18 protein-coding genes and 1 pseudogene are annotated in these 23,269 nt (G+C 69.1%); 13 read left to right on the top strand and 6 right to left on the bottom strand.

The window, feature by feature from the left end:
• The first annotated feature begins 150 nt into the window (after window positions 1–150).
• From EZH22_RS24050 to EZH22_RS24010, 9 genes and pseudogenes are all read left to right on the top strand, one after another.
• Window positions 151–1,008, top strand: coding sequence for an FAD binding domain-containing protein (locus EZH22_RS24050; protein ID WP_203192903.1), 858 nt, complete (start codon window positions 151–153; stop codon window positions 1,006–1,008).
• Window positions 1,009–1,506, top strand: coding sequence for a (2Fe-2S)-binding protein (locus EZH22_RS24045; RefSeq protein ID WP_408647644.1), 498 nt, complete (start codon window positions 1,009–1,011; stop codon window positions 1,504–1,506).
• Window positions 1,503–3,902, top strand: coding sequence for a xanthine dehydrogenase family protein molybdopterin-binding subunit (locus EZH22_RS24040; protein WP_203192902.1), 2,400 nt, complete (start codon window positions 1,503–1,505; stop codon window positions 3,900–3,902). The genes EZH22_RS24045 and EZH22_RS24040 overlap by 4 nt, the downstream gene beginning before the upstream one ends.
• Before the next feature lie 42 nt (window positions 3,903–3,944).
• Window positions 3,945–5,189, top strand: coding sequence for an ABC transporter substrate-binding protein (locus tag EZH22_RS24035; RefSeq protein ID WP_203192901.1), 1,245 nt, complete (start codon window positions 3,945–3,947; stop codon window positions 5,187–5,189).
• A gap of 170 nt (window positions 5,190–5,359) precedes the next feature.
• Entirely contained in the window at window positions 5,360–6,235 is an 876-nt protein-coding gene (locus EZH22_RS24030) for a branched-chain amino acid ABC transporter permease (protein ID WP_203192900.1), read from the top strand.
• A 46-nt stretch (window positions 6,236–6,281) separates the two neighbouring features.
• Window positions 6,282–7,292, top strand: coding sequence for a branched-chain amino acid ABC transporter permease (locus EZH22_RS24025; protein ID WP_203192899.1), 1,011 nt, complete (start codon window positions 6,282–6,284; stop codon window positions 7,290–7,292).
• A pseudogene (locus tag EZH22_RS24020) lies at window positions 7,289–8,040 on the top strand (ABC transporter ATP-binding protein). The gene EZH22_RS24025 and the pseudogene EZH22_RS24020 overlap by 4 nt, the downstream one beginning before the upstream one ends.
• A complete protein-coding gene (locus tag EZH22_RS24015; RefSeq protein ID WP_203192898.1) occupies window positions 8,033–8,734 on the top strand; it encodes an ABC transporter ATP-binding protein in 702 nt (233 codons plus the stop codon). Before EZH22_RS24020 ends, EZH22_RS24015 begins: the two are co-directional and overlap by 8 nt.
• A 66-nt stretch (window positions 8,735–8,800) precedes the next feature.
• Window positions 8,801–9,277 (top strand): CoxG family protein, encoded by a 477-nt coding sequence (locus tag EZH22_RS24010; protein WP_203192897.1) that lies wholly within the window; start codon window positions 8,801–8,803, stop codon window positions 9,275–9,277.
• A 335-nt stretch (window positions 9,278–9,612) separates the two neighbouring features.
• Here EZH22_RS24010 and EZH22_RS24005 read toward each other — a convergent pair whose 3' ends face one another.
• From EZH22_RS24005 to EZH22_RS23995, 3 genes are all read right to left on the bottom strand, one after another.
• Window positions 9,613–11,220 (bottom strand): acyl-CoA synthetase, encoded by a 1,608-nt coding sequence (locus EZH22_RS24005; protein WP_203192896.1) that lies wholly within the window; start codon window positions 11,218–11,220, stop codon window positions 9,613–9,615.
• Window positions 11,221–11,426: 206 nt separating this feature from the next.
• Entirely contained in the window at window positions 11,427–14,957 is a 3,531-nt protein-coding gene (locus EZH22_RS24000; protein WP_203192895.1) for an autotransporter outer membrane beta-barrel domain-containing protein, read from the bottom strand.
• Window positions 14,958–15,092: 135 nt separating this feature from the next.
• Complete coding sequence (locus tag EZH22_RS23995) at window positions 15,093–15,758, bottom strand: HisA/HisF-related TIM barrel protein (RefSeq protein ID WP_333473624.1); 666 nt, start codon at window positions 15,756–15,758, stop codon at window positions 15,093–15,095.
• Window positions 15,759–15,835: 77 nt separating this feature from the next.
• Between EZH22_RS23995 and EZH22_RS23990 the strand changes: the two genes are divergently transcribed.
• The 3 genes from EZH22_RS23990 (at window position 15,836) to EZH22_RS23980 (ending at window position 18,409) form a co-directional block, all read left to right on the top strand.
• Window positions 15,836–16,801, top strand: a complete 966-nt coding sequence (locus EZH22_RS23990) for an ATP-grasp domain-containing protein (protein WP_203192893.1) — start codon at window positions 15,836–15,838, stop codon at window positions 16,799–16,801.
• Window positions 16,802–16,882: 81 nt separating this feature from the next.
• On the top strand, window positions 16,883–17,320 hold the full coding sequence (gene folB, locus EZH22_RS23985; protein ID WP_203192892.1) for a dihydroneopterin aldolase: 438 nt from the start codon (window positions 16,883–16,885) through the stop codon (window positions 17,318–17,320).
• Between the two features lie 99 nt (window positions 17,321–17,419).
• Window positions 17,420–18,409 (top strand): class 1 fructose-bisphosphatase, encoded by a 990-nt coding sequence (locus EZH22_RS23980; RefSeq protein ID WP_203192891.1) that lies wholly within the window; start codon window positions 17,420–17,422, stop codon window positions 18,407–18,409.
• Between the two features lie 17 nt (window positions 18,410–18,426).
• Here EZH22_RS23980 and EZH22_RS23975 read toward each other — a convergent pair whose 3' ends face one another.
• Window positions 18,427–19,308: a LysR substrate-binding domain-containing protein gene (locus EZH22_RS23975; RefSeq protein ID WP_203192890.1), complete on the bottom strand. Its 882-nt coding sequence runs from the start codon at window positions 19,306–19,308 to the stop codon at window positions 18,427–18,429.
• A 186-nt stretch (window positions 19,309–19,494) separates the two neighbouring features.
• Here EZH22_RS23975 and EZH22_RS23970 point away from each other — a divergent pair, with 186 nt between their 5' ends.
• Window positions 19,495–19,827: a DUF1127 domain-containing protein gene (locus tag EZH22_RS23970; RefSeq protein ID WP_231711124.1), complete on the top strand. Its 333-nt coding sequence runs from the start codon at window positions 19,495–19,497 to the stop codon at window positions 19,825–19,827.
• Window positions 19,828–20,055: 228 nt separating this feature from the next.
• Here the strand turns inward: EZH22_RS23970 and EZH22_RS23965 are convergent, their stop codons facing one another.
• A complete protein-coding gene (locus tag EZH22_RS23965) occupies window positions 20,056–21,084 on the bottom strand; it encodes a DUF937 domain-containing protein (RefSeq protein ID WP_203192889.1) in 1,029 nt (342 codons plus the stop codon).
• 280 nt (window positions 21,085–21,364) lie between these two features.
• Window positions 21,365–23,215 carry a monovalent cation:proton antiporter-2 (CPA2) family protein gene (locus tag EZH22_RS23960; protein ID WP_203192888.1) on the bottom strand — a complete coding sequence of 617 codons (1,851 nt, stop codon included), beginning with the start codon at window positions 23,213–23,215 and terminating at the stop codon, window positions 21,365–21,367.
• Between the last annotated feature and the right edge of the window lie 54 nt (window positions 23,216–23,269).

Raw genomic sequence — 23,269 nt, 5'->3', positions numbered from 1 at the left:
AAGAGTTCTGCGATAACAGCGTCTTTCGGCACTGCGGCAAGGTCTTTGCGAGTCGAACGCATAAATCCCGTTGACACGGCCGCCATGTCTGCATCATGTTGTGACCAATTGGTCACAAAATAAGACCGCGCCGCACCGGGGAGGACTGACGTGAAAGCCCGTGCTTTCGCCTATGCGCGTCCGCGCACGCTCGACGACGCCCATGCCGCCTTCGCGGCGGCGGAAGGGGATGCCAGCTACATTTCCGGCGGGCAGAGCCTGGTGCCGGCGCTCGCCATGCGCCTGCAGGCGCCGCAGGTGCTCGTCGACCTTGCCGGCATCGAGGCCCTGCGCGGGGTTCGGCTCGAAGGCGATTGGCTGCGCATCGGCGCGCTGACGCGCCATGCGGACGCCCTCACCGACCCGCTCATCCGCGCCCACGCGCCGCTTCTGTCGGCGGCCGCGCCGTTCGTGGCGCACCCGGCGATCCGCAATCGCGGCACCCTCGGCGGCAGCGTGGCGCTGGCCGATCCCGCTTCCGAGTTCCCGGCGATGATGCTGGCCATGGGCGCGGAGATGGAGATCTTCGGCCCCGAGGGCCTGCGGCGCGTGCCCGCCGACGACTACTTCCAGGATCTCTACCAGACCGCCATCGTGCCCGGCGAAATCCTTGTGGCGCTGCATGTCCCGGTGGTCGGCCCGCGCCGGTGCTGGGCATTCGATGAACTGGCCCGCCGGCGCGGCGACTACGCCATGGTGGGCGGTGGCATCCTGGCCGAGCGCGACGGCGGCCGCATCGGCGCCCTGCGCATTGCCTTCTTCTCGGTCGGCCCGACGCCCATGCGCGCCCGGGCCGCCGAAGCCGTCCTGACCGGCCGGGTGCCGGACGCCGACGCCATCGCCGACGCGCAGCGCGCCCTCGATGCGGACATCGATCCGCTCGACGACGAGGAGGTGCCGGCGCCCATGCGCCGCCACCTCGCCCGGGTGCTGCTGGGCCGCCTCGTCCGCAAGCTGGAGATCGCGTGAATGAACATGATGGCCTCCGGCCTCGTCCCGCTTAACCTCACGGTCAACGGCGCGCCCGTCGGCCGCATGGTGGCGCCGCGCACCACGCTCGCAGATTTTCTGCGCACCGAGCTGGAGCTCACCGCCACCCATGTGGGTTGCGAGATGGGCGCGTGCGGCGCTTGCCTGGTGCTGCTCGACGGCGCGCCGGTGCATTCCTGCCTCGTCTTCGCGGTGCAGCTGGAGGGGGCGCAGGTGGAGACGGTGGAAGGGCTCGTGGCCCGCGGCGCCATCGCCGGCCTGCAATCGGCCTTCCATGAGCGCAACGCGCTCCAGTGCGGGTTCTGCACGCCGGGCATGCTGGTGAATGCCCATGCGTTGCTGGAACGGGGAGGGGTGCCGGACCGTGCGGAAATCCGCGACGCCCTCTCCGGCAATTACTGCCGCTGCACCGGCTACGAGGCCATCGTGGATGCCATCGAGGCCGCTGCCCGCGCGGCGCAGGGGAGTGGCCGATGAACGCCCCCGCCGCCTTCGATCGCCCCCGCCATACCGCCGATGCGCCCGCGCCCGGCGTGCATGTGGGCCGCCCGCTGCCGCGTCCCAATGCCAAGCGCCTTCTGGCCGGGCGCGGCGCCTATGTGACCGACCTGAAGCTGCCACGCATGCTGCACGCGGCCTTCCTGCGCTCGCCCTTCGCCCATGCCCGCATCACGCGCATCGACGTGGAAGCCGCCCGCGCGGCGCCGGGCGTCGCGCTGGTGGCGACCGGCGAGGACCTCGCCCGGCTGTGCGCGCCGTGGGTGGGCACGCTCGACCATTTCAAGGGCATGAAGTCGCCGCCGCAAATGCCGCTGCCGCTGGATCGCGTCACCTGGTGTGGGCAGGCGGTGGTGGCGATCGTCGCGGAAAGCCGCGCCGCCGCCGAGGACGCCGCCGAGCTGGTGGAGGTGGACTACGAGGAACTGCCCGTCCTCGCTGACCTCGACACCGCGCTGGCGGCGGACGCGCCGCGCATCGCGCCGGATTTCTCCGACAACATCTGTTTCCGATCCGTGGTGGAGACGGGCGACGTGGATGCCGTCTTCGCTTCCGCTGCCCATGTGGTGGACGCCCAGATGACCTTCGGCCGCCATACCGGCGTGACCCTGGAGCCGCGGGCGCTGATCGCCGACTATGACGCCAGCGAGCACAGCCTCACCGTCCATCACGGCACGCAGACGCCGTTCCAGTTCCAGGACCTCTATGCCCGCCACTACGGCATTCCCGAATCCCGTGTGCGGGTCATCGCGCCGGACGTGGGCGGCTCGTTCGGGGTGAAGCTGCACGTCTACAACGAGGACATGGCGGTCATCGGCCTCTCCATGCTCGCCGGGCGGCCGGTGAAGTTCGTGGCCGACCGCCTGGAGGCCTTCGTCTCCGACATCCACGCCCGCGACCATCGGGTGAAGGCCCGCGCGGCGCTGGATGCGGACGGGCGGCTGCTGGCCATCCAGGCCGAGGACGAGACCGGCATCGGCTCATTCTCCACCTATCCGCGCACCAGCGCGGTGGAGGGCAACCAGGTCATCCGCCTCATCGGCGCGCCTTACCGGATGGAGGCCTATCGCGGCGACCTGAAGGTGGTGTTCCAGAACAAGACGCAGACCAGCCAGTACCGCGCCGTGGGCCACCCCATCGCCTGCGCGGTGACCGAGCACCTGATGGACCGGGCGGCGGCGCGCATCGGGCTCGACCCGTTCGCCATCCGCGCGCGGAACCTCATTCCGGACGACGCCTATCCGTGCGAGTCCGCCACCGGCTACAAGTTCGAGAAGCTCTCGCACGAGGGCTGCCTCGCCAAGCTGCGCACCCTCATGGACTATGACCGCCTGCGCGCCGACCAGGCGGCGCTGCGCCCGCGCGGCATCCATCGCGGCATCGGCATCGCGGCCTTTGTGGAGATCACCAATCCCTCGCCCGCCTTCTACGGCATCGGCGGGGCCCGCATCTCGGCGCAGGACGGGGCGGTGGTGAAGATCACCCCCTCCGGCGAGGTGCGTTGCCTCATCTCGGTGACCGAGCAGGGGCAGGGGACGGAGACCATCATCGGCCAGATCGTGGCCGACTATCTCGGGGTCTCCCGCGACATCGTGCGGGTGATCACCGGCGACACGCAGGTCACCCCCCATGGCGGCGCCACCTGGGCCTGCCGCGGCGCCGGCATCGGCGGCGAGACGGCCCTGCAGGCGGCGAAGAAGCTGAAGGCCAACGTGCTCGCCGTCGCCTCGGCCATTCTCCAGGCCCGGCCGGAGGCCCTCGACCTCGTGGACGGGCAGGTGGTGGACAAGGCCGGCGGCGCGGTGCGCATCAGCCTCGCCGAGGTGGCGCGCATCACCTATTTCCGCTCCGACACCCTGCCCCCGGGCACCGATGCCCAGCTCACCGTCGCCCACCACTACGCGCCGCGGGGCTATCCCTTCGCCTTCACCAACGGCGTCCACGGCTGCCACGTGGAGGTGGATGCCGAGACCGGCCTCGTGAAGATCCTCAAGCACTTCGTGGTGGAGGATTGCGGCCGCGTGATCAATCCGCTGCTGGTGGAGGAGCAGGTGCGCGGCGGCGTGGTGCAGGGGCTCGGCGCCGCCTTCTTTGAGGAGTGCCGCTACAGCGACACCGGCCAGCTCGTGAACGGCTCGCTGGCCGACTACCTGGTGCCCATGTCGTGCGAGATGCCGGACATCGTCATCGACCACATGGAGACGCCGACCCGCGACACCGAGCTCGGCGCCAAGGGCTGCGGCGAGGCGGGCACCGCCGCCGCGTCTGCCGCGGCGCTCAACGCGGTCAACGATGCGCTCGCGCCATTCGACGCGCTGCTGACCCAGATCCCCATGACCCCCGCGCGTATTCTGAGGGCGCTCGGGACCTTCTAACGACAACAAATGACAACAAAACACATCATTCGGGAGGACCAGATGACCACACAGCTCGACCGTCCCCGTTCCGGCGTATCCCGCCGCGCCGTGCTCGCCGGAATGGGCGCCGGCGTCGGCCTTCTCGCCGCGCCCGCCATCGTGCGCGCGCAGGCCGAGAGCATCCGCATCGGCTTTCCGGTTCCGCTCACCGGACCCTATGGCGCGGAGGCCAAGGACCAGGTGAAAAGCGCCGAGCTCGCCGTCAAGCTCATGAACGACAAGGGCGGCATCGCCGGCCGCAAGATCGAGCTCCTGGTGCGCGACGACAAGCTCAATGCCGGTGAAGCGGCGACGCGGACCCTCGAGCTGATCGAGAAGGACAAGGTGCACGCGGTGGTCGGCTCCCTGTCGAGCGCCGTCCAGCTCGCCGTGAACGAGGTGACGCGGGCCCGCGGCGTCATCTACGTGTCCATCAGCCAGTCCGACACCATCAACGAGGCGAAGGACTTCTCGAAGTATACGTTCCACGAGGCGCTGAACCCGCACATGACCACCGCCGCGGTGGCGCGGGCGACCTTCAAGAAGGGCGCCAAGATCGCCTTCCTCGTGGCGGATTACGCCTACGGCCACGAAATGCTGCGCGGCTTCAAGCGCGCGGCTGCCGAGATCGGCGCCGAGGTGGTGGGCGAGATCCTCCACCCCATCGGCGCGGCCGACTATTCCACGTTGATGCCGCGGATCCGCTCCATGAAGCCGGACATCCTCGCCATCTGCAATTTCGGCCGCGACCAGGCCAACGCCATCAAGCAGGCCAACGACTTCGGCATGAAGAAGCAGATGCAGATCATCGTGCCGGTGCTGCTCTACAACCAGCGCATCGCGGTGGCGCCGGAAGTCTTCGAGGGTGTCATCGGCGGGGCCAATTATTACTGGGAGCTGGAGAACACGGTGCCGACGGCCAAGGCGTTCAATGCCGCCTACAAGGCCGCCTACGGCACCGTGCCCACGGACTACGGCGCCTATGGCTTCACCGGCGTGTCGGCCCTGCTCCTGGGCATGGAGAAGGCCGGCAGCACCGACACCGACAAGGTGATCGATGCCCTGCAGAGCCTGAAATACGACGTGGCCAAGGGTCCCCAGTGGTTCCGCGCCTGCGACCACCAGTCGGTGCAGTCGGTGCTGGTGCTGAAGTCGCGGGCCAAGTCCGAGATGAAGGGCGACGCGGACGTGTTCGAGATCATCGCCAACGAGGCGCCCTCGGAGCAGATGCTGCGCACCTGCGCGGAGCTCGGCTTCCCGACCTGACGATAGCGGCCACCTTCTCCCATGGCGGGAGAAGGTGGATCGCGGCGGAGCCGCGAGACGGATGAGGAGGGAGCATCGCGGCGACGCCCGGCGCTCCGCCCCCTCACCTCCGGCCCCTCTCCCGCAAGGGGAGCGGGGAGAGCACCTCCGAACGCCCCGAAAGAGCCCCGATGGACCTTGAACTCATCCTCATGCAGCTGTTTTCCGGCCTGGCGCTGGGGGCGATCCTGGTGATGGTCGCCCTCGGCCTCACCATCGTGTTCGGCATGCTGGGCATCGTGAACTTTGCCCACGGCGCGCTGTTCATGGTGGGCGCCTATGCCGGCCTGTGGATCGCGGCGCAGACCGGCAGCTTCTGGTGGGCGCTGCTTGTGGCCCCCATCGCCATCGGCGTGCTGGGCATGCTCATCGAGCGCTTCCTCATCCGCCCGCTCTATGGACGCACGCCCGACGATCCGCTCCTCCTCACCTTCGGCCTCGGCTACGTGCTGGTGGAGAGCGTGCGCATCACCTTCGGCACCGACGGCATCCCCTTCTCCGCGCCGGAGGAATTGCAGGGCGTGGTGGACATGGGGATCGGCTACTTCCCGGTCTACCGGCTGTTCGTGATGGGCGTGGTCGCCGGCGTCCTGGTGCTGCTGTGGCTGGCGCTGGAGAAGACGCGGTACGGCCTCATCATCCGGGCGGGGGCGCGCGATCCCCTGATCATGCGGGTGCTGGGCGTGGACGTGAGCCGGCTCTGGCTGCTGGTGTTCGGCCTCGGCGTCGGGCTCACCGCCCTCGGCGGCGTGCTGGCGGCGCCCATGCGCTCCGTCAGCCCGGAGATGGGCACCCTGGTGCTGGCGGAAGCCTTCGTCGTCACCGTCATCGGTGGCATGGGCTCCCTGCTGGGCGCGGTGGTGGCGGGGCTGCTGGTGGGCGTGGTGGTGAGCATGACGGCGCTGTTCGCCCCGGAAATGGCGACGATCGTCATGTTCGCCCTGATGGCCTTCATCCTTCTGGTGCGCCCGCAGGGCCTGTTTGGCCGGCCGGGGCTAGGTGCTTGAGGAGGTTCGCCGTGACGGAACCAAGCGCGTGAGCGGAGACCATCCAATGACCACTTCCGAACTCGTCGCGGAACGGCTCGCAGAACGCGGCCCGGTTTCCGCCGGCGCGACGCTCGACCGCTGGCGCGTGCCGCTCACGGTGGCGGTGCTGTGCGTGCTGCCCTGGGTGCTGCCCTCGCAGGCGCTGGCGGTGAACGTACTGATCTACGGCCTGTTCACCGTCGGCTTCAACCTGCTGTTCGGCTATACGGGCCTGCTCTCCTTCGGCCATGCCGCCTTCTTCGGCGGCGGGGCCTACCTCACCGGCATGGCGATCCACTATCTCGGGTTCGGCTGGTTCCCGGCGATGGTCACCGGCGTCCTCGGCGCCAGCGTCCTCGCCGCCGCCATCGGCGCCCTCTCCATCCGCACCCGTGGCATCTATTTCTGCATGGTGACGCTGGCCCTCGCCCAGCTCGTCTTCTACCTCGCCCTGCAGGCGTCGAGCGTGACCGGCGGCGAGAACGGCCTGCGCGGCTTCACCGTGACCAGGGCGGTCCTGCCCGGCGGCCTGTCGGTGAACCTGCTCGACCCCATGCAGAAATACTATTTCCTGATGGTCTTCGCGGCGCTCGCCTTGTGGTTCGTCTCGCGGGTGCTGAACTCGCCCTTCGGCGCGGCCATCGAGGCGGTGCGCGAGAACGAGACCCGGGCGCGGGCCTGCGGCTTCGACGTGGAACGCACCAAGCTCCTGTCCTTCGTGCTCTCCGGCGGGGTCTGCGGCCTGGCCGGGGCCATGTCCGCTTTGCACCTCGCCATCGTCCCGCTGGATGCGCTGGGGGTTCAGACATCGAGCGTCGTGGTGATGATGACCATGCTGGGCGGGGCCGGCTCCTTCTTCGGGCCGTTCGCGGGGGCGCTGATGTTCCTGCTCATCGAGGATGTGGCCTCGCTGTGGACCTCCCACTGGCAGCTCATCGTGGGCGTGATCTTCATCCTGTTCGTGCTGTTCCTGCCCAAGGGCATCTGGGGCAGCCTGATCGTCCTCGCGCGGCGCGAGGGGAGGGGCGCGAAATGACCGCCATCATGACGGTGGAGAAGGTGGGGCGCTCCTTCGGCGGCTTCGTCGCGCTGGCGGACATCAGCGCCGCGTTCGAGCGCAACAAGGTGACGGCGGTGATCGGGCCGAACGGCGCCGGCAAGAGCACCTTTTTCAACGTGCTCTCCGGCGTGCTTCCCCCTCCGCGGGCTCCATCACGTTCAAGGGCCAGGAGCTGAAGGGCCTGAAGCAGCACTGCTTCGCCCATCTCGGCATCGCCCGCTCCTACCAGATCACCAACCTCTTCCCCGCGCTGAGCGTGGAAGAGAATGTGCGGGTGGCGGCGCAGGCGCTGAAGGCACGCTACGACATCCTCTCCCACCGCTCGCGCTATCCGGAGCTGGCGGAGAAGGCGGCGGCGGCACTGGCGCAGGTGGGGCTTCTGCACCGCCGGGGCCGCCTGGCGCGCGATCTCGCCCACGGCGAGCAGCGGGCGCTGGAGATCGCCATCGCCCTGGTGGCCGACCCCGAGCTGCTGCTGCTGGATGAACCCACCGCCGGCATGGGGCCGGAGGAAACCAAGGAGATGGTGGCGCTCATCGAGCGCCTCGCGGCGGACCGCACCATTCTCCTCGTCGAACACAAGATGAAGATGATCCTCGGCCTCTCCGACCGCATCCTGGTGCTGCATCACGGCCGGCTCATCGCCGACGGGACGCCGGCCGCGGTGCAGGCGGATCCGGAGGTGCGCCGCGTCTATCTGGGGCAGAACGATGGCTATGCTTGAGGTTCAGAAGCTCAACGCCTGGTATGGGCCGAGCCACGTGGTGCACGACCTCTCCTTCCGCGTCGAGGAGGGCGAGATCGTCGCCCTCGTCGGCCGCAACGGGGCGGGCAAGACCTCCACCCTGCGCGCCATCATGGGCCTGATGCCCCGCGCGGAAGGCGAGGTCCGCTTCAACGGCACGGACCTGCTGCCGCTTGGCGCCCACGCGCGCTTCCGCCTCGGCCTCGGCTACGTGCCGGAGGAGCGGCGCATCGTCCCCGGCCTGACGGTGCGGGAGAATCTCCAGCTCGGCCTCGTCTCGGCCGGCCGCACCGACGAGCGCGCGGCCATCGACGAGATCGCGCGGAGCTTTCCGCGGCTCAAGGAGCGGCTCGACCAGCAGGGCACCACCATGTCCGGCGGCGAGCAGCAGATGCTGGCCATCGCCCGCGCCATCATTTCCAAGCCGAAAATGGTGCTGCTCGACGAGCCGTCCGAGGGCATCATGCCGGTGCTGGTGGAGGAGATGGGCGTCCTGTTCCGTCGGCTGCGCGACCAGGGCACCACGCTGCTGCTGGTGGAGCAGAACGTGGAATGGGCGCTGAACCTCGCGAGCCGTGCCATCATCATCGACCAGGGCGAGCTGGTGCACGAATCGAGCGCCGCCGCGCTGCTCGCCGACAAGGACATCCAGGACCGCTACTGCGCGGTCTGACGCGGCGCGAACGAACACCCCCGAGGATGCCCCCATCCTCAGGTGCGGAACAGGAAGGAACACGCCATGGAACTCACGGGCGAATATCGCATCTCGGCCCCGCGCGAGACGGTGTGGCGGGCGATCCTCGACCCCGACATGCTGCGGCGCTGTATTCCCGGCTGCAAGGAGCTGGAGCGCACCGGCGACAACGCCTACGCCGCCAAGGTGCAGGTGAAGGTGGGGCCGGTCTCCGCCACCTTCTCCGGCTCGGTGGAGCTCACCGACATGGAGGCCCCCGCCGGCTGCCGGATCGTGGGGCAGGGCAATGGCGGCATCGCCGGATTCGCCAAGGGCGAGGCGAAGGTCTCCCTCGCCGAGGACGGCGCCGACACCATCCTCACCTACGTGGCCGACGCGCAGATCGGCGGCAAGCTCGCGTCCCTCGGCGGGCGGCTCGTGCAGGCGACGGCCAAGAAGCTCTCGGACCAGTTCTTCACCGCCTTCGCCGAGGCGCTGAACGCGCCGGCCGAGGCGGGACCGGAGACGTCCGGCACCGCATGAGGGGGCGGGCGAAGGGTGTTTCGATCTGCAACTGCTCCTCCCGCGGAGGGCGCCGCCGCCCCCTCTCCCCTTGCGGGAGAGGGCCGGGGTGAGGGGTGGCAGGCTCTCTCCACGTCAGAACTCTGCGCCAAGCGGCACCCGGCCCCTCACCCGTCTCGCGGCTCCGCCGCGATCCACCCTCTCCCACAAGGGGAGTGGGGAAGGACGGCCGAGCGGTTTTCCCTGGACAGGGCCAGGCGCCGGCTCGCTCCCTCGCCCCTTGTGGGGGTGGGCTGGGGTGAGGGGTCGCACGGTGCCGGGCAGTGCCCGTGCGAGGGGCGAAAGGCTCCTCCCTGCTACCCCCGCGCCCGCAGTTCCCGCCGCAGGATCTTGCCGGTGGCGGTCATGGGCAGGGTGTCGGTGAAGATGACGTGGCGCGGATATTCGTGGGCGGACAGGCGCGTCTTCACGAAATCCTGGATCTCCGCGGCGAGGGCTTCCGAGGGGACGACGCCGGGCTTGGGCACCACCCAGGCCTTCACCGCCTCGGTGCGCAGCGGGTCGGGCACGCCCACCACCGCCACCAGCGCCACGGCGGGATGCTTGAGGATGCAGTTCTCGATCTCCCCGGGCCCGATGCGGTAGCCGGCCGAGGTGATGACGTCGTCGCTGCGGCCCACGTACCAGAGGTATCCCTCCTCGTCCTGCCGGCCCATGTCGCCGGTGAGGAGGAAGTCGCCAGCGTATTTCTGCGCGGTGGCTTGCGGGTTCTTCCAGTATTCCAGCATCATCACCGGATCGCCGCGGCGGATGCCGATATGTCCCTCCTCGCCACGCGGTAGCTCGCGGCCGTGCTCGTCCACGATGCGCACGTCATGGCCGGGAATGGCCTTGCCCATGGCACCGGGGCGGATGGGGAAGAAGCTGGAATTGGACCCCACCACCAGGTTGCATTCGGTCTGGCCGTAGATCTCCCGCGCCTCGACCCCCAGCCGCTCTTGCACGAAGGCGCCGAGCTCGGCGCCCAGCGTCTCGCCGCCGGTGAGCAGCGAGCGCAGCTTCAGGCCGGAATGGCGCACGTCCGCCTGCCGCAGCAGCTTGAGCGCCGTGGGCGGCAGGAACACGTTGCGCACCTGGTGATCCGCCATCAGCGCCATGGCGGCGTCGGGATCGAACTTCTTCGCCCGGTGGGCGAGCACCGGCACGCCGAGATAAAGCGAGGGGAACAGCACGTCGAACAGGCCGCCGATCCAGGCCCAGTCGGCCGGCGTCCAGTGCAGGTCGCCCGGCTGCGGCATGTATTGATGGACGAACTGGATGCAGGGCAAATGCCCCGGCAGCACCCGGTGGCCGTGCAGCGCACCTTTCGGATTCCCGGTGGTGCCCGAGGTGAAGATGATGATGCCCGGATCGTCCGGTCCGGTATCCACCGGTGTGAAGCGGTCGGACGCCTTTTCGAGCACCGCGTCGAAGGACGCGGCGCCGCCGCTGTCCGCTCCGATGACGAAGACATGCGCCAGGTCCGGCAGCCGGTCGCGCACCCGTTCCAGCTTGGCGAGGCCGCCAAGGTCAGTGACCAAGGCCCGGGCGCCCGAGGCCTGGAGCCGGAATTCCAGCGCCTCGTCGCCGAACAGGGTGAACAGGGGCACCGAGATCATGCCCGCCTTGAAGGCGGCGATGTGGGCGATGGCGGTTTCCGGCGCCTGCGGCAGGAACACCGCAACCCGGTCGCCGGCACTGAGGCCGCGGGCAACAAGGGCATTGGCGAAGCGGTTGGTGAGCGCCTTCAGGTGGTCGAAGCTGTAGGTGCGGACCGCTCCGCTCTCCTCGACGAAGATGAGGGCGGGCTTGCCGGAGCCGTCCGCATGGGCGTCCGCGCAGGCGACCCCCATGTTGAAGCGCGCGGGGATCACCCAGGAAAAGGCGCGCACGAGCCCCGCATAATCGTCTGCCGGCACCAGCATCCTCGCCTCCCTCGCGGCCGCTCTCGGGCGGCTTCTGCGGCACCGCCACTGCCTGGCGGTCGCGCATTCAGGAAACGATCGAACGTTTTTTTCCTGGGAAGGTCAAGGGAGGGCAGGGGACGCGCGGGACGGCCTCGCTTCCGGCGCTCCGGTGATCCGTGGATGCGCATGGCCTCGGAAGCGCTCGGCGTTAGAAGCAAAGGGCCTCAGAAGCGCATGGCCAGGCTGGCCTTGCCGGCGTTGTAGCTGGTGCCGTCGCCGGTCATGCCCTCGTAGGAGAGGCCGACGGTGACGCCCCGGCCGAAAGCGAGGTCCAGCCCGGCCGCCACCACCAGGCTGTCCTCGGCGACGGCGAGGCCGTCGACGCCGAAGGCGGTGCCGGTATTCACGAAGGTGAGGACCGCTTCGGGCGTCACGTCGCCGAAGGCGTGGCGCCAGCCGGCGGAGGCGTGGGGCGTCGCGGTCACGCCGCCGCCGAGGGCGATGCTGGAGGCGAAGCGCATGCCGAGGGTCGAATAGAGCGTGTCGAACGACGTGCCGGTGGAGGCGAGCCCCGCGACCGGCGCGTTGGTCTCGAAGAAGCTGCCGAGATCGACGCTGGTCCAGCCGATGGCAGCGAACGGCTCCAGCGCGACGGGGCCGAACGTCCATCCGTAGCCTGCCTCGGCGAAGAGATTGCCGGCCGTGCCGCTATAGCTCGCGCGGGGGCTCTCCCCGGTGAGCGCCACGAAGCGGCTGGTGTCGATGCTGCTCCAGCCATAGGTGGCGCCGGCGCGCAGCCTCAGCGCATCGAAGCTCGTCGCGCCATAGGCGGCGATGCGCCAGGTCTCGCTGTTCGCCGAGGCCGGATCCGCGCTGGTGGAGGCGGAGGAATAGCCGGCCGCCAGGCCGAAGCTGTAGTTGGCCAGGGTCACGTCCGTGCCGATGAGCATGCCGGCGACGGTGGTCTCGGCGGGGGTGGCATTGCCGTCGCCGCCGGCATCGAGCCATTGGCCGAAGCTCTGCGCCCAGATCGCATAGACCGGCCCGGCGGCGGGCGCCTTGAGCCCCGTGAAGGCGCCCGAGGCCGGAGCGGCGGGATCTGCATAGGACAGGGCCGCCGGGCCGCCGAAGCCGAGCGCCGCCGAAGCCCCGCTCCTCTGGTAGCCGAGCTGGCGCAGGCGCGAGAGCAGGATGTCGTTCACCAGCATGTTCTCGCCGGCGATGACGCCCGGCAGCGTGGCGTGGACATCGCCCGAGAGCTGCGCGAGGGCCAGGGCGGGGCGATCCGCGACCGTCTGCGTGACGAAGGCGGCGTAGAGCGCGGAGGTGTCGGCCTTGCCGCCCGCGCCGATGCGCTCGAGCGCGCTGGCCACGGAGATCTGGTTGAGCGTGAAAGCGTAGGACGAGAAGGCGACGCCGTTCCGCCCGAGCCCGAGATACACGTTGTTCTCGTCCTGGGTGAGCATGGGCGCGACGAAGAGGAAACCGGCGTACTGGCCGGGATTGTCCACCGCCAGCCGGCTGAAGGAGCCGTCGATCCCGCCATCCGAGGAGAGGATGGTGAAGCGCTGGCCCCATGTGAACGGGCCTCCCCGCGCCTGGACAACGCTGTCCGCCGCGATGGTGGTGGTGCCACCCACGACGATGTGGTCGGACGCGCCGGTGGCGGTGTCGACATCCACCCGGTAGATGCCGCCGATATGGGCGTCGTTGACGACGGTGAATGTGCCGTAGGTGGTGTTCTGGCCGGGCGTCGGAGCATTCACGATGCCCGGGGAGAGGATGGTGCGCCCGGAGGTGTTGAGGGCGCCCATCGTGCCCGCGCCGGTGAGCAGGCCGGCGGTCGTGGCGCTTCCGGAAATGGACAGGGTGGCGTTGGTCAGCACGGCGTTGCGGAGCTCGAGATGCCCCTGGTCCATCACCACCTCGCCGCCGAAGGTCGAGGTGCCGAACAGGCTGAGGGACCGGGCTGCGGTCGTGATGCGCTCGAAGTTGCGGTAGGTGGCGGCGTCTCCGACCAAGCCCATCTCGAAGTTGGCGGGGGACGCATCCAGGGCGATCTGCAGTGTGTCGTATCCCCCCTCCGCATCCACGATGCCCTCGACCCGCCCTGCGGCGACGAATAGATCGCCGCCGTTGCCCATCTGGACGGCATAGGTGGTGCCGGAGATGACGCTACGATTGATGACGGTCAGGTTCTTCGTCGGATCGGCCCCGGAATTGACATAGCGAATGCCGACGCCGTCGAGCCCCCGGATGGCGCCCATGTTGCTGATGGAGAGCGCGGCATAGGCATCGCCACCCATGCCGTCGTCGCCCACGATGCCGTTGTTGGCGCCGCTGATCACCGCGCTTTGGCGGTTGACCACGCTGCCGCCGCCGATGTTGACGCCTTCGCTGGTGTTGCCGGTGGAACCGAGGCCCACTATGGAGCCGTAATTGTCGATCGTTCCCATCTGGAAGATCTTCACGCCGTCACCGTCGCCGGCCGCGGCGCCGGGATCGGTCCTGCCGGTGATGTTCGAGCGATTGGTGATGGTGGCGTTCCGCGCGCTCACGCCGGCATCGTTGTGTCCCTGGATGTTCTCGTAGTTCACCACGACCGCATTGCCGTTCGAGCGGATGCCCGCACCGTTGAGACCCCTGATCAGGCCGCGATTCTCGACGATGACCGTGTCGTCGGCGCCCAGCGCCCTGATGCCGTCATTGGCTCCGGAGATGATTGCGCTAATTTCGGGGATAGTGTCGCCGTCCTCACGGACATTGATGACCGTGATCGTGGCCGGCCTGCCGACGGTGCCGCCGTCGATCTCGATGGCCGCGACATCGTGGGTGTCCGGCGAGCCGGAGTTATAGTTCGCGTAGATCCGGCCATTGTTTGTAATGACCAGCCCGTCCACTCCCACGATCGCATCGTTGTCTCTTGCCCCGATGAGGCCGCTGTAGCCGTTGCGGATTGACGTGGAATAGCGATTGGGCGAGTGGAGTTCCCCGAGATCGATGGCGTTGCCGCCGCCGCTCGCAGAGATCACTCCGCCATTCACGATAGAAATGCCGTACACGGCGGTGCTGGTGGGAGCGTCGATGACCTTGAACGCGTCACCGGATGAATTGATCTGATTCCCGAACCCGTTATACACACTGGAGCCGCGGAAGAGATCGCCGGCGGGTGTGCCATCGATCAAGATGGCGCTCTTGCCATTCGCATACGCCTCGATGGTTCCCCGGTTCTGGATGATCGCGCCCTCGCCTGCGCGGATCGCGTCCGACTGCTGCGATGTTATGAGCCCGTAATTCTCGATAGTGACACCGAGCTCGTGGGCGCCTTCGGCATCGAAAGCCTGGCCGTTCACGGAGCTGATCGTGCCGCGGTTCTCGATGGTCACTCTGTCTTCGGCGCTGTTGAACGTGCCGTTTATGCGAATGGCATCGTCGGGCGAAGTGATGCGCCCGCCGTTTTCCACCCGGAATGTGCCGGTGGCAGCGCTCGTCGAGGCGATCGCGCTCTCATCGGACGTGATCGTCCCGAGATTGGAAATGAGCACGCCCGTCGCAGGACCGTTCCACTCGATGGCGGGGGAGGCGCCGCCATCGAGCGTCGAGCCGGAGGCGATCGTACCTTGGTCGGTGCCCGAAACCTGCTGGGGACCTGCGGCCGGCGGCGTGTTGAAGGATCCCGCCGACGCGGGAAATGCCAGGCCGCAGCAGCATAGGGTGAGGACGAACCGGCCGACCGAGCTGTGCAAGAATGTCATCGTTTCGCCCCCCGCCCAGGTAAGCGCTGTCGCGACTAAATTCCGCGTGTAACGGTAAGGTTCTGCATCCTATTCGTGTCTGTTGCGCTGCGGCAAGGGCTTCGCAGCGAATCGCGAAAATTATTCGGGACCGCGTCACGCCCACTGGCGTGCGGTCACGGCGTCGAGCCGACCGTCATGCAGGGCGCTTGCCACCAGAACCCCGGCGGCCCCCTCCTGCGCCAGCGCGGCAAGGTCCTGCGCCCCGCGGACGCCGCCGGCGGCGAACAGGGCTGGGGGCGTCACAAGGCATCGCGCGCGCTCCGCCACCGCGCGGAAGGTGGCGAGGTCGGGGCCTTCCCCGGACCCCACACGGGCGAGGGTCATGACGATGACGCGCTCCGGCCAGAGCCCGGCAACCTCATGCACGGTGCGCGGGCCACGCCGGCCGGCGGCATCGGAATCGAGGGAGAGGACCACGGGGCGCGCGGCGAGCGCGGCCCGGACGGCCGCGCCGTCCGGCAGCGATTCGGAGCCGATCACGCTGATGCCGCGTCCATCCCGCGCGCGCTGCCGGACCTGCTCGGCGCCGGACTCCCCGGCGTCCACCCAGAGCTCAAGCTGTGGAAATGCCCGGCGCAGCGCGTCCACCTGCATGGCGTGGTCCCCCACGCCGGTGATGGCGTCGAGGTCGGCCACGTAGAGGGTCCGAAACGGTGCGAGCGCAAGGAGCCCGGCCACCACGTCGAGGGGGGCCGAGGAGCCGGCGAGCGGTGTCTCGATGGGGCGGTAGGCCTCGCGCGCGCCGCGACGGGCGTGCACCACACACCCTCCCTTCAGATCGATGACCGGGATAAGCTGCATTTACCGTACCGTCACCGCTGCCCCCGAGGAGCCCCATGCGTGTCTTCATCTGCGAGTACGTGACATCCGGCGGGATGCGCGACAAGCCCCTGCCGGACGGGCCGCTGTCGGAGGGGACCTTGATCCGCGACGCCGTGATCGCCGACCTCGAGGAACTCCCGGGCATCAGCCTTGTCCTGGCCTACGACGACCGCCTGCCCGCTCCGAACCAGGATGCCGTACCGGTGCGCAAGGGCGAGGATCCCTGGATCTGCTGGTCGAGCCTCGCCCAGGACGCGGATGTGGTCTGGCCCATCGCCCCGGAGACGGGCGGCCTGCTCGGCCGCATGGTCCGGCTGATGAACGAGGGCAGCGCCCGGCTCATCGCCAGCACGCCGGCCGCCATCTCGGCGGTGGCGAACAAGCTGACGATGGTGCGTCGCCTCGCCGAGCATGGGATCCCGCATGTGCCGGCCTTTCCCATCGACGCGCTGCCCGCCGGCCTCGACGGCGACCTCGTGACCAAACCGGAGGACGGCTCCGGCTGGGGTGTCGCGCGGGCCTGGCCCGGCCGCGCCGCCCTGCCGCGCACCGCCGGGCTCGTGGTGCAGCCCTACGTTCACGGCACCCAGGCGAGCCTTTCCGTGCTGGCCCGGCCCGATGGCGCGACCCTGCTCTGCGTGAACCGCCTGCAGGTGACCCACATCGTGGGGGTCTTCGGCTTCGAGGGGGTGACGGTCGGCGGCCTTCCGGACGAGGACGGGCGCCTCGCCGCTCTGGCACGTCGCGTGGTGGAGGCGTTTCCCGGCCTCTCCGGCATCGTCTGCATCGACGTGATCCTGACGCCGCAGGGGCCGCTCGTGACCGAGATCAATCCGCGCGTCACGGTGTCCTATGCGGGGCTTCACGCATCCCTGGGCGTCAATCCCGCCGCCTTCATCCCAGAACTCATTCGCGAAGGCGTGCCGCCGAGCGTGCCGCATCTGCCGCGGCCGACGCCGGTGGACGTGAAGATACGTTGAAAGCTGCTGCCGAAACCAATAGGAAGCGGGCCATCCGGAGCGGGCGACCGGCATGCTGACCTGCTGCCGCGAGAGGACGAGATGACAGCCGACGATCCCACAGCCCTCGCCGAAGCGGGGGAGGAGAGCCGCGCCGCCGAGCGCGCACGCCCCCACGAAACCGATCGGCTCTTCCTGCGCGCCTTGCCGTTCTATGCCCGGCATGGCGTCTATGATGCCGAACGCGAGCTCGGCCAGCGCTTCATCGTGGACGTGGACTGCTGGTTCGACACCCGCCCCGCCGCCTGGGCGGACGACGAGGCGCTCACCGTCTCCTACCAGGGGATCTACGAGCAGGTGGCAGCGGTGGTCACCGACGACCCGGTCCATCTCATCGAGACCCTGGCCGAGCGCATCGCCACGCGCCTGCTCGATCATTTTGAGATCGTCGAGCGGGTGCGCGTGGTGGTGCACAAGCCGGGCGCGCCGGTGACCGGCGTGTTCGGCGACGTGGGCATCGAGATCATCCGCAGCCGCTGACCTCCCCTCTGCGACCCCGCGCGGCTTTACCCGGCCGGCCCCATTGCGCCATAAGGGCGGCCGGCGGGGGCGTCCGCCAGACGAGCACGGGAGCGCGCGGTGAGCGAGTTGGTGACCCTTCAGACCTACCTGGGGACCTGGGCCGGCAGCGATGCGGCCCGCAAGGCCGTCGCCGAGACCGTGACCGCCATCGCCGAGGCCGGCATCGGCATCGCCGAACTGGTCGCCCGCGGACCGCTGGAGGAGGGCCTCGCCCGTATCCGCGGCACCGATCCCAATGCCGGCGGCGACGCCCAGAAGGAGCTCGACGTGGTGGCCGAAGAGCGCATCCGCGCCGCCCTTCTGCCCACGCCGGCGGCTTTTCTCGCCTCCGAGGAAAGCGAGGAACTGATCCCGCTGAACCCGCGGGGACGCCTCGTGGTGGCGGTTGACCCGCTCGACGGCTCATCCAACATCGATACCAACGTTTCGGTAGGCACCATCTATTCCATCCTGCCCTACGACCCGGCGGTGCATGCGGATCCGGTTTCGGCGGTGATGCGGCCGGGCGTGAACCAGGTGGCGGCCGGCTTCCTCGCCTATGGGCCGGCGACCATCCTCGTCGCCACCTTCGGCGAGGGCACCCAGGTGTTCGTGCACGACCGGCGGAGCGGTGACTTTGTGCTCGCCCGCGCGGCGGTGGAGATCCCGGTCGAGACCAAGGAATACGGTGTCAACCAGTCCAACGCGCGCCAGTGGCACGCGCCCATGCGCCGCTACGTGGAGGACTGCCTCGCCGGCAAGGAGGGCCCGCGGGGCAAGGACTTCAACATGCGCTGGGTCGGCTCCATGGTGGCCGACGCCTTCCGCATCTTCACACGGGGCGGCGTCTACGTGTACCCGGGCGACAAGCGCAAGGGCTACGAGAACGGGCGCCTGCGGCTGATCTACGAGGCCAACCCCGTCGCCTTCCTGGTGGAGCAGGCGAACGGCGGCGCGACCGACGGCACCACACGCATCCTCGACATCACCCCGCACCACATCCACCAGCGCATCCCGCTGGTGTTCGGCTCGAAGGCCGAGGTGGAGAAGATCGCCTCCTATTACTGAAGGCGGCTCCGGCCGGGTTACTGCGCGGCGTCGAGTTCGGTGAGGTTGTCGAGGCCCTGCACGATGTGTTGGGCCAGCGCGTCGGCAAGCACCGAGGGCTCGTGCCGGTTGCGCAGGAGCCCGATGTCGCAGGGGGGCAAGGGCGGATAGCCATCCGAGGGCCCGAGCACGCGCATGCCGGGCCTGAGCGCCGATTCCGGAAGCACCGAAACCGCCAGGCCGGCGAGCACAGCGGCCGCGACCGCGCCCGAATTGGGGCTGGTATAGAGCACGCGATGGCCCCGGCCCGCCCCGGCGAGGCGCGTGACCGCCAGGTCGCGCCACTGGCAGGTGGGCCGGCCGAGGGCCAGCGGCACCGGTGTTTCCAGATGCACCGCATGGCGCGCCGAGGCCACCCACATCAGGCGTTCGCGCCGGATGACATGGGCGTTGCGCGAGGTGATCTCCGTTGCCGTGATGATGGCGAGGTCGATGGTGCCGGCGGCGATGTGCTGGACCAGTTCCGTCGACGGCTCGCAGATCACGGTGAGCTCCACCGATGGGTGGGTGCGTGAGAAGCGGGCCATGATGTCCGGCAGGTAGCGGTCGGCATAGTCGTCCGGCACGCCGAGGCAGACCCGCCCGGACAGGGCGGCCTCGACGAAGCTCGACACCGCCTCCATGTTCAGCTTCACGATGCGCCGGGCGAAATCCAGCAGCCGCTCGCCATCCTCGGTGAGGCGCGAGGCCCGTCCGTCACGCACGAAGACGGGCCGGCCGACGCGCTCCTCCAGCCGCTTCATCTGCATGGAAACGGCCGACTGTGTCTTGTGCACCACCTCGGCCGCACGGGTGAAACTGCCGGTCTCGGCAATGGCGACAAAGGTTCGCAATTGGTCCGGATCGAGCATGGCTGTCATGCGCAGGCCCCGCCTTATTCATCACACATTATGATACGAGAGATGAAAAACATTCGCTAGCGTGATTTATCCATCGCGCTCAAAAGAAGGACACCGAAGCGACGCACCGCGAAATCGGGTGGCTGGAGAAGCCCCCAGGACTCAGAAAGGAGACCGCGCGGAGCCGACCGGGTGATGGAGATGAACATGAGCGTCCATGGTGAAACCCGCAGGATCGTCGTCGCCCCCGTGGGCGAGATGGTGGCCAGCCTCTGCCTCGCTTTCGTCGGGGTGGTGGGCCGTGGCGTGAAAGCCGCGGGCGCCGTTGGGCGCGCGATCGAGCGTCGAAGCGTGCTGTCGCAACTCGCCTCCTGCGACGACCACATGCTGCGCGACATCGGCCTGACCCGCTCCGACCTGCGCGATGCTGCGGCCACGCCGCTGACCCGCGACCCCACCCGGATGCTGGTGCTGCGCGCCACCGAGCGTCGGACTGCTGCCCGTCTGGCGGCGTGGGACCGCACGCGCATCGGGGCCTGAGCCTCAACGCATTCTGATCCGGCGGAAGCGCCCCTCGACTCCGCCGTGCCTCGACCCGCGCCGTCCGCAACCGGCGCGGGTCGTTTTCCGTTCTGGACCGGTGGATGGCGTTCACGCGTGATCAGGTAGACGCGTGACAGGTGCGCGCGTGACAGGTGTCCGTGGGGAATCGGGTCCGCATCATCTCACCACCCGGACAGGCGGTGAGCCCGCGGTGGGGACCGCGTTCTAGCGCCCCTCGCGCCCGGAAGCGGGCGGCTTGCCGCTGCCGCGCGGGGCATCCTTTGTATCGCCCATGGGCTTGACCAGCCGCGGTTTTTCCGGCGGCAGCGTTTCCGCTTCCTGCACGTCCCGGGGCGTGCCCGCCTTCATCATGTCCATCCAGAATTCGGGCACGGAATAGGTGGGCCGTGCCCCTTCCGTCGCGACGCCGGGAAAGGCGGGCGGGAAGCCTTGCGCGAACAGCTGGGCGAAGAATTGCTGGAATGGCAGCAATGGCGGGGGCGGCGGCTCCGGCGGCGGCGCCTTGGTGGCGGGCATGCCGGCCTGCGTCATGGTGGTGGCCATGGCGTTCACCACATCCTGCCAGGCATTCGTCGGCGTGCGCGCCGGGGCGGGGGCAGGCGGCGGGGCGGCGCGCTGGAACATCATCTGCGCATAGGCGTCGGCCCAGGGATTGCCGGTGGACGGGGCGGGGCGGGGTGCCGTCTCCACCGCCGTGCTGGTGAAGGCGAGGAAGGCGTCGATCCAGGGATTGCCGCTGGAGATCGGCGCGACGCGCTGCTCGGTCTGGCCCGGCATCCGGCTCAGCATGGCGGCGAGCATGGTCTGGATGGCGCCGGAGGCGGCCAGCGACTTGGCGAGGCCGCCGACCACCAGGGTGGCGAGGGTCGGCATGGTCTGCCGCACCATGGCGATGCCGAGGCCGGTGGAGGCGGCGGCCTGGGCGGCTACCGCCCGGCTCACCTCGGACGAGCCGAACACGGTGTCGAGCGCGGCGGTGCCGGCCCGGCTCAGTTCGGCCGGCGCGGCCGCCTGACTGTAGAACGCGCCGTAGGGCCCGCTGGTCATGAGCGCCATGAGGGAGGCGAGGGCCTCGGGCGACTGGGACGCCTGCTTGAACGCCTCGGCAAAGGCGGGCATCACCGCTTCCGTCAGCATCTGGGCCTGCTGGCCGGAAAGGCCGTACATCCGGGCGATGTTCTCGATCGCCTGGCCGCCCTGCGCCGCCCGCAGCATTTCCACGAACTGATCCATCCACGCACCCCATCGGAGTCGCGTTCGATCAGATTACGCAATCTGGCCGCACGCCGCCACGTCCCGACCCCCCTCTCGTCGCGCACATGCGGAGAGCCATGCCGGGAATCTTACGCCATCGTCCCGCCGAAATCACAAAAATGGAAGCGGTTTAGAGCGCATGCCGACCCGTGGGCCCGGCAAACGGCAGGGCGCAGGCCCTGTTTTTGTGGCGGGATGCGGGTTCACCGCCATGGCCAGGGTCAAGTCGGGCAGATGAGGCCCGGACGGGGCGCGGGCGTCAGCCGGAGAATTCGGTCTCGTGCCGCAGGATGTCCTGTGCTTCCGGGTTGAGCGGGCGTGCGGGCTTCTCCGGGGTGGTCAGCGGTTCCGGCTCCACCTTGCGGCCACGCCAGGCGTCTTCGCCGGCGCCGGCGAAAATGCCTTCCTCCAGCTGGCGCTCCAGCCGTGCCCGGTCGCGCTGGCGCACGTCGGCCACCTGTTCGGCGGCGACGGCGGCCGATACGCCGAGCGCGGTCAGCGTCTGCTCGCCGAAAGCAAGGGCCGATTCCAGCGTCTCGCGCAGCTCGTAGTCGACGCCCAGCCGCAGGAGCTCCATGGAATGCACGCGATCGAAGCTGCGCACATAAAGCCGCGCGTGGGGCATGGCGGCGCGCACGATCTCCACGATGCGGTTGGCGTCCTCCTTGTTGTCCACGCAGACGCAGATGACCTCCACCGTCTCCGCCCCCGCCGCGCGGAGCACGTCAAGGCGCGTGCCGTCGCCATAATAGATGTGCACGCCGAAGCGGCCGGCGCTCTGGATCATCTCCACGTCCTTGTCGATGATCGTGACGCTCACATCCTGCGCGAGCAGGCACTGGGAGACGATCTGCCCGAAGCGGCCAAAGCCGATGACGAGCACCGAGCCGTCGGCATCGGTGAAGTCGTCGGCCGGCGGCTCGGCCCTGGCCGGCGTCAGGCGCGGCAGCAGCCGGGTGAGGCCTGCGAACAGCAGGGGGCCGAGAATCATGGTCAGCGCGGCGAGCGCGATGAGAAGGTCGGCCTGCTGGGTCTTGAGGATGCCGGTGTCGAGGCCGAGCGGGAACAGCACGAAGGCGAACTCGCCGGCCGACATCAGCGTCACCGATGCGCGCAGCGAATCGGTGGTTGCGATGTTGTCGGCGCGGAACACGAGATAGACGACCACGCTCTTCACAACCACCACCACCAGCGTGCCCACCAGCAGGCTGGGCACGTGGTCGAGCACCACCTGGATGTTGAGCGACATGCCGATGCTCATGAAGAACACGGCGAGCAGCAGGCCGCGGAAGGCATCCACATTGGCTTCGAGCTCGTGGCGGAAGGTGCTTTCCGACAGCAGCAGGCCGGCGAGGAAGGCGCCGAGCGCCGCCGACATGCCCGCCGCCTCCATGAGGCCGGCCGCCCCCAGCACCACCATGAGGGCCGCGGCCGTCATGGCCTCGCGGGCGCCGGAGCGGGCGAGCACCCGGAACAGGGGGTTGAGCAGATAGCGTCCCGACACCACGATCACCGCGATGGCCGCCACCGCGAGGCCCGCCTGCATCAGCGTCGCCTTGGGGTCGCGCGCCAGCTCCGCCTCGCCGCCGGGGGCGAGCAGCGGCACGAGCGCGAGCAGCGGCACCACCGCGATGTCCTGGAACAGGAGGATGGAGAAGGTACGCTGGCCGTAGGGCGTGGACAGCTCGCCGCGCTCGCCGAGGAGCTGAAGGGCGATCGCCGTGCCCGACACCGAAAGGGCGAGGCCGCTCACCACCGCCGCCGCGGCCCCGAAGCCGAGGCCGAAATAGGCCAAAAGCGCGAAGGCGAGCGCCGTGAGCGCCAGCTGCGCGGTCCCGAGCCCGAAGATGTAGTGGCTCATGGACAGGAGATGCGACGGCTTCAGCTCCAGCCCGATCAGGAACAGCAGCATCACCACGCCGAGTTCGGCGATGGTGGAGACGGTCCCCGGATTGGCGACGTTGAAGCCCACCGGACCGATGGCGATACCGACCAGAAGGTAGCCGACGACGGGTGAGAAGCCGAGGCGCTTGGCGACGGGTACGGAGATCACCGCGGCGCAGAGAAAGGCGAGGGCAGCACCGAAGAGCGCGTGTTCATCCCCGTGCATGCGCCTCTCCCTGCCCCCCTGTCGTGCTCACGCTTCGCCTTGTGCGTGCCAAGC

Origin of the sequence: Xanthobacter dioxanivorans (genome assembly GCF_016807805.1) — a bacterium.
In the GTDB taxonomy this organism is placed as follows: domain Bacteria; phylum Pseudomonadota; class Alphaproteobacteria; order Rhizobiales; family Xanthobacteraceae; genus Xanthobacter; species Xanthobacter dioxanivorans.
Note: the sequence above shows the minus strand (reverse complement) of the source record. Positions and strands in the feature narration are given on the sequence as shown.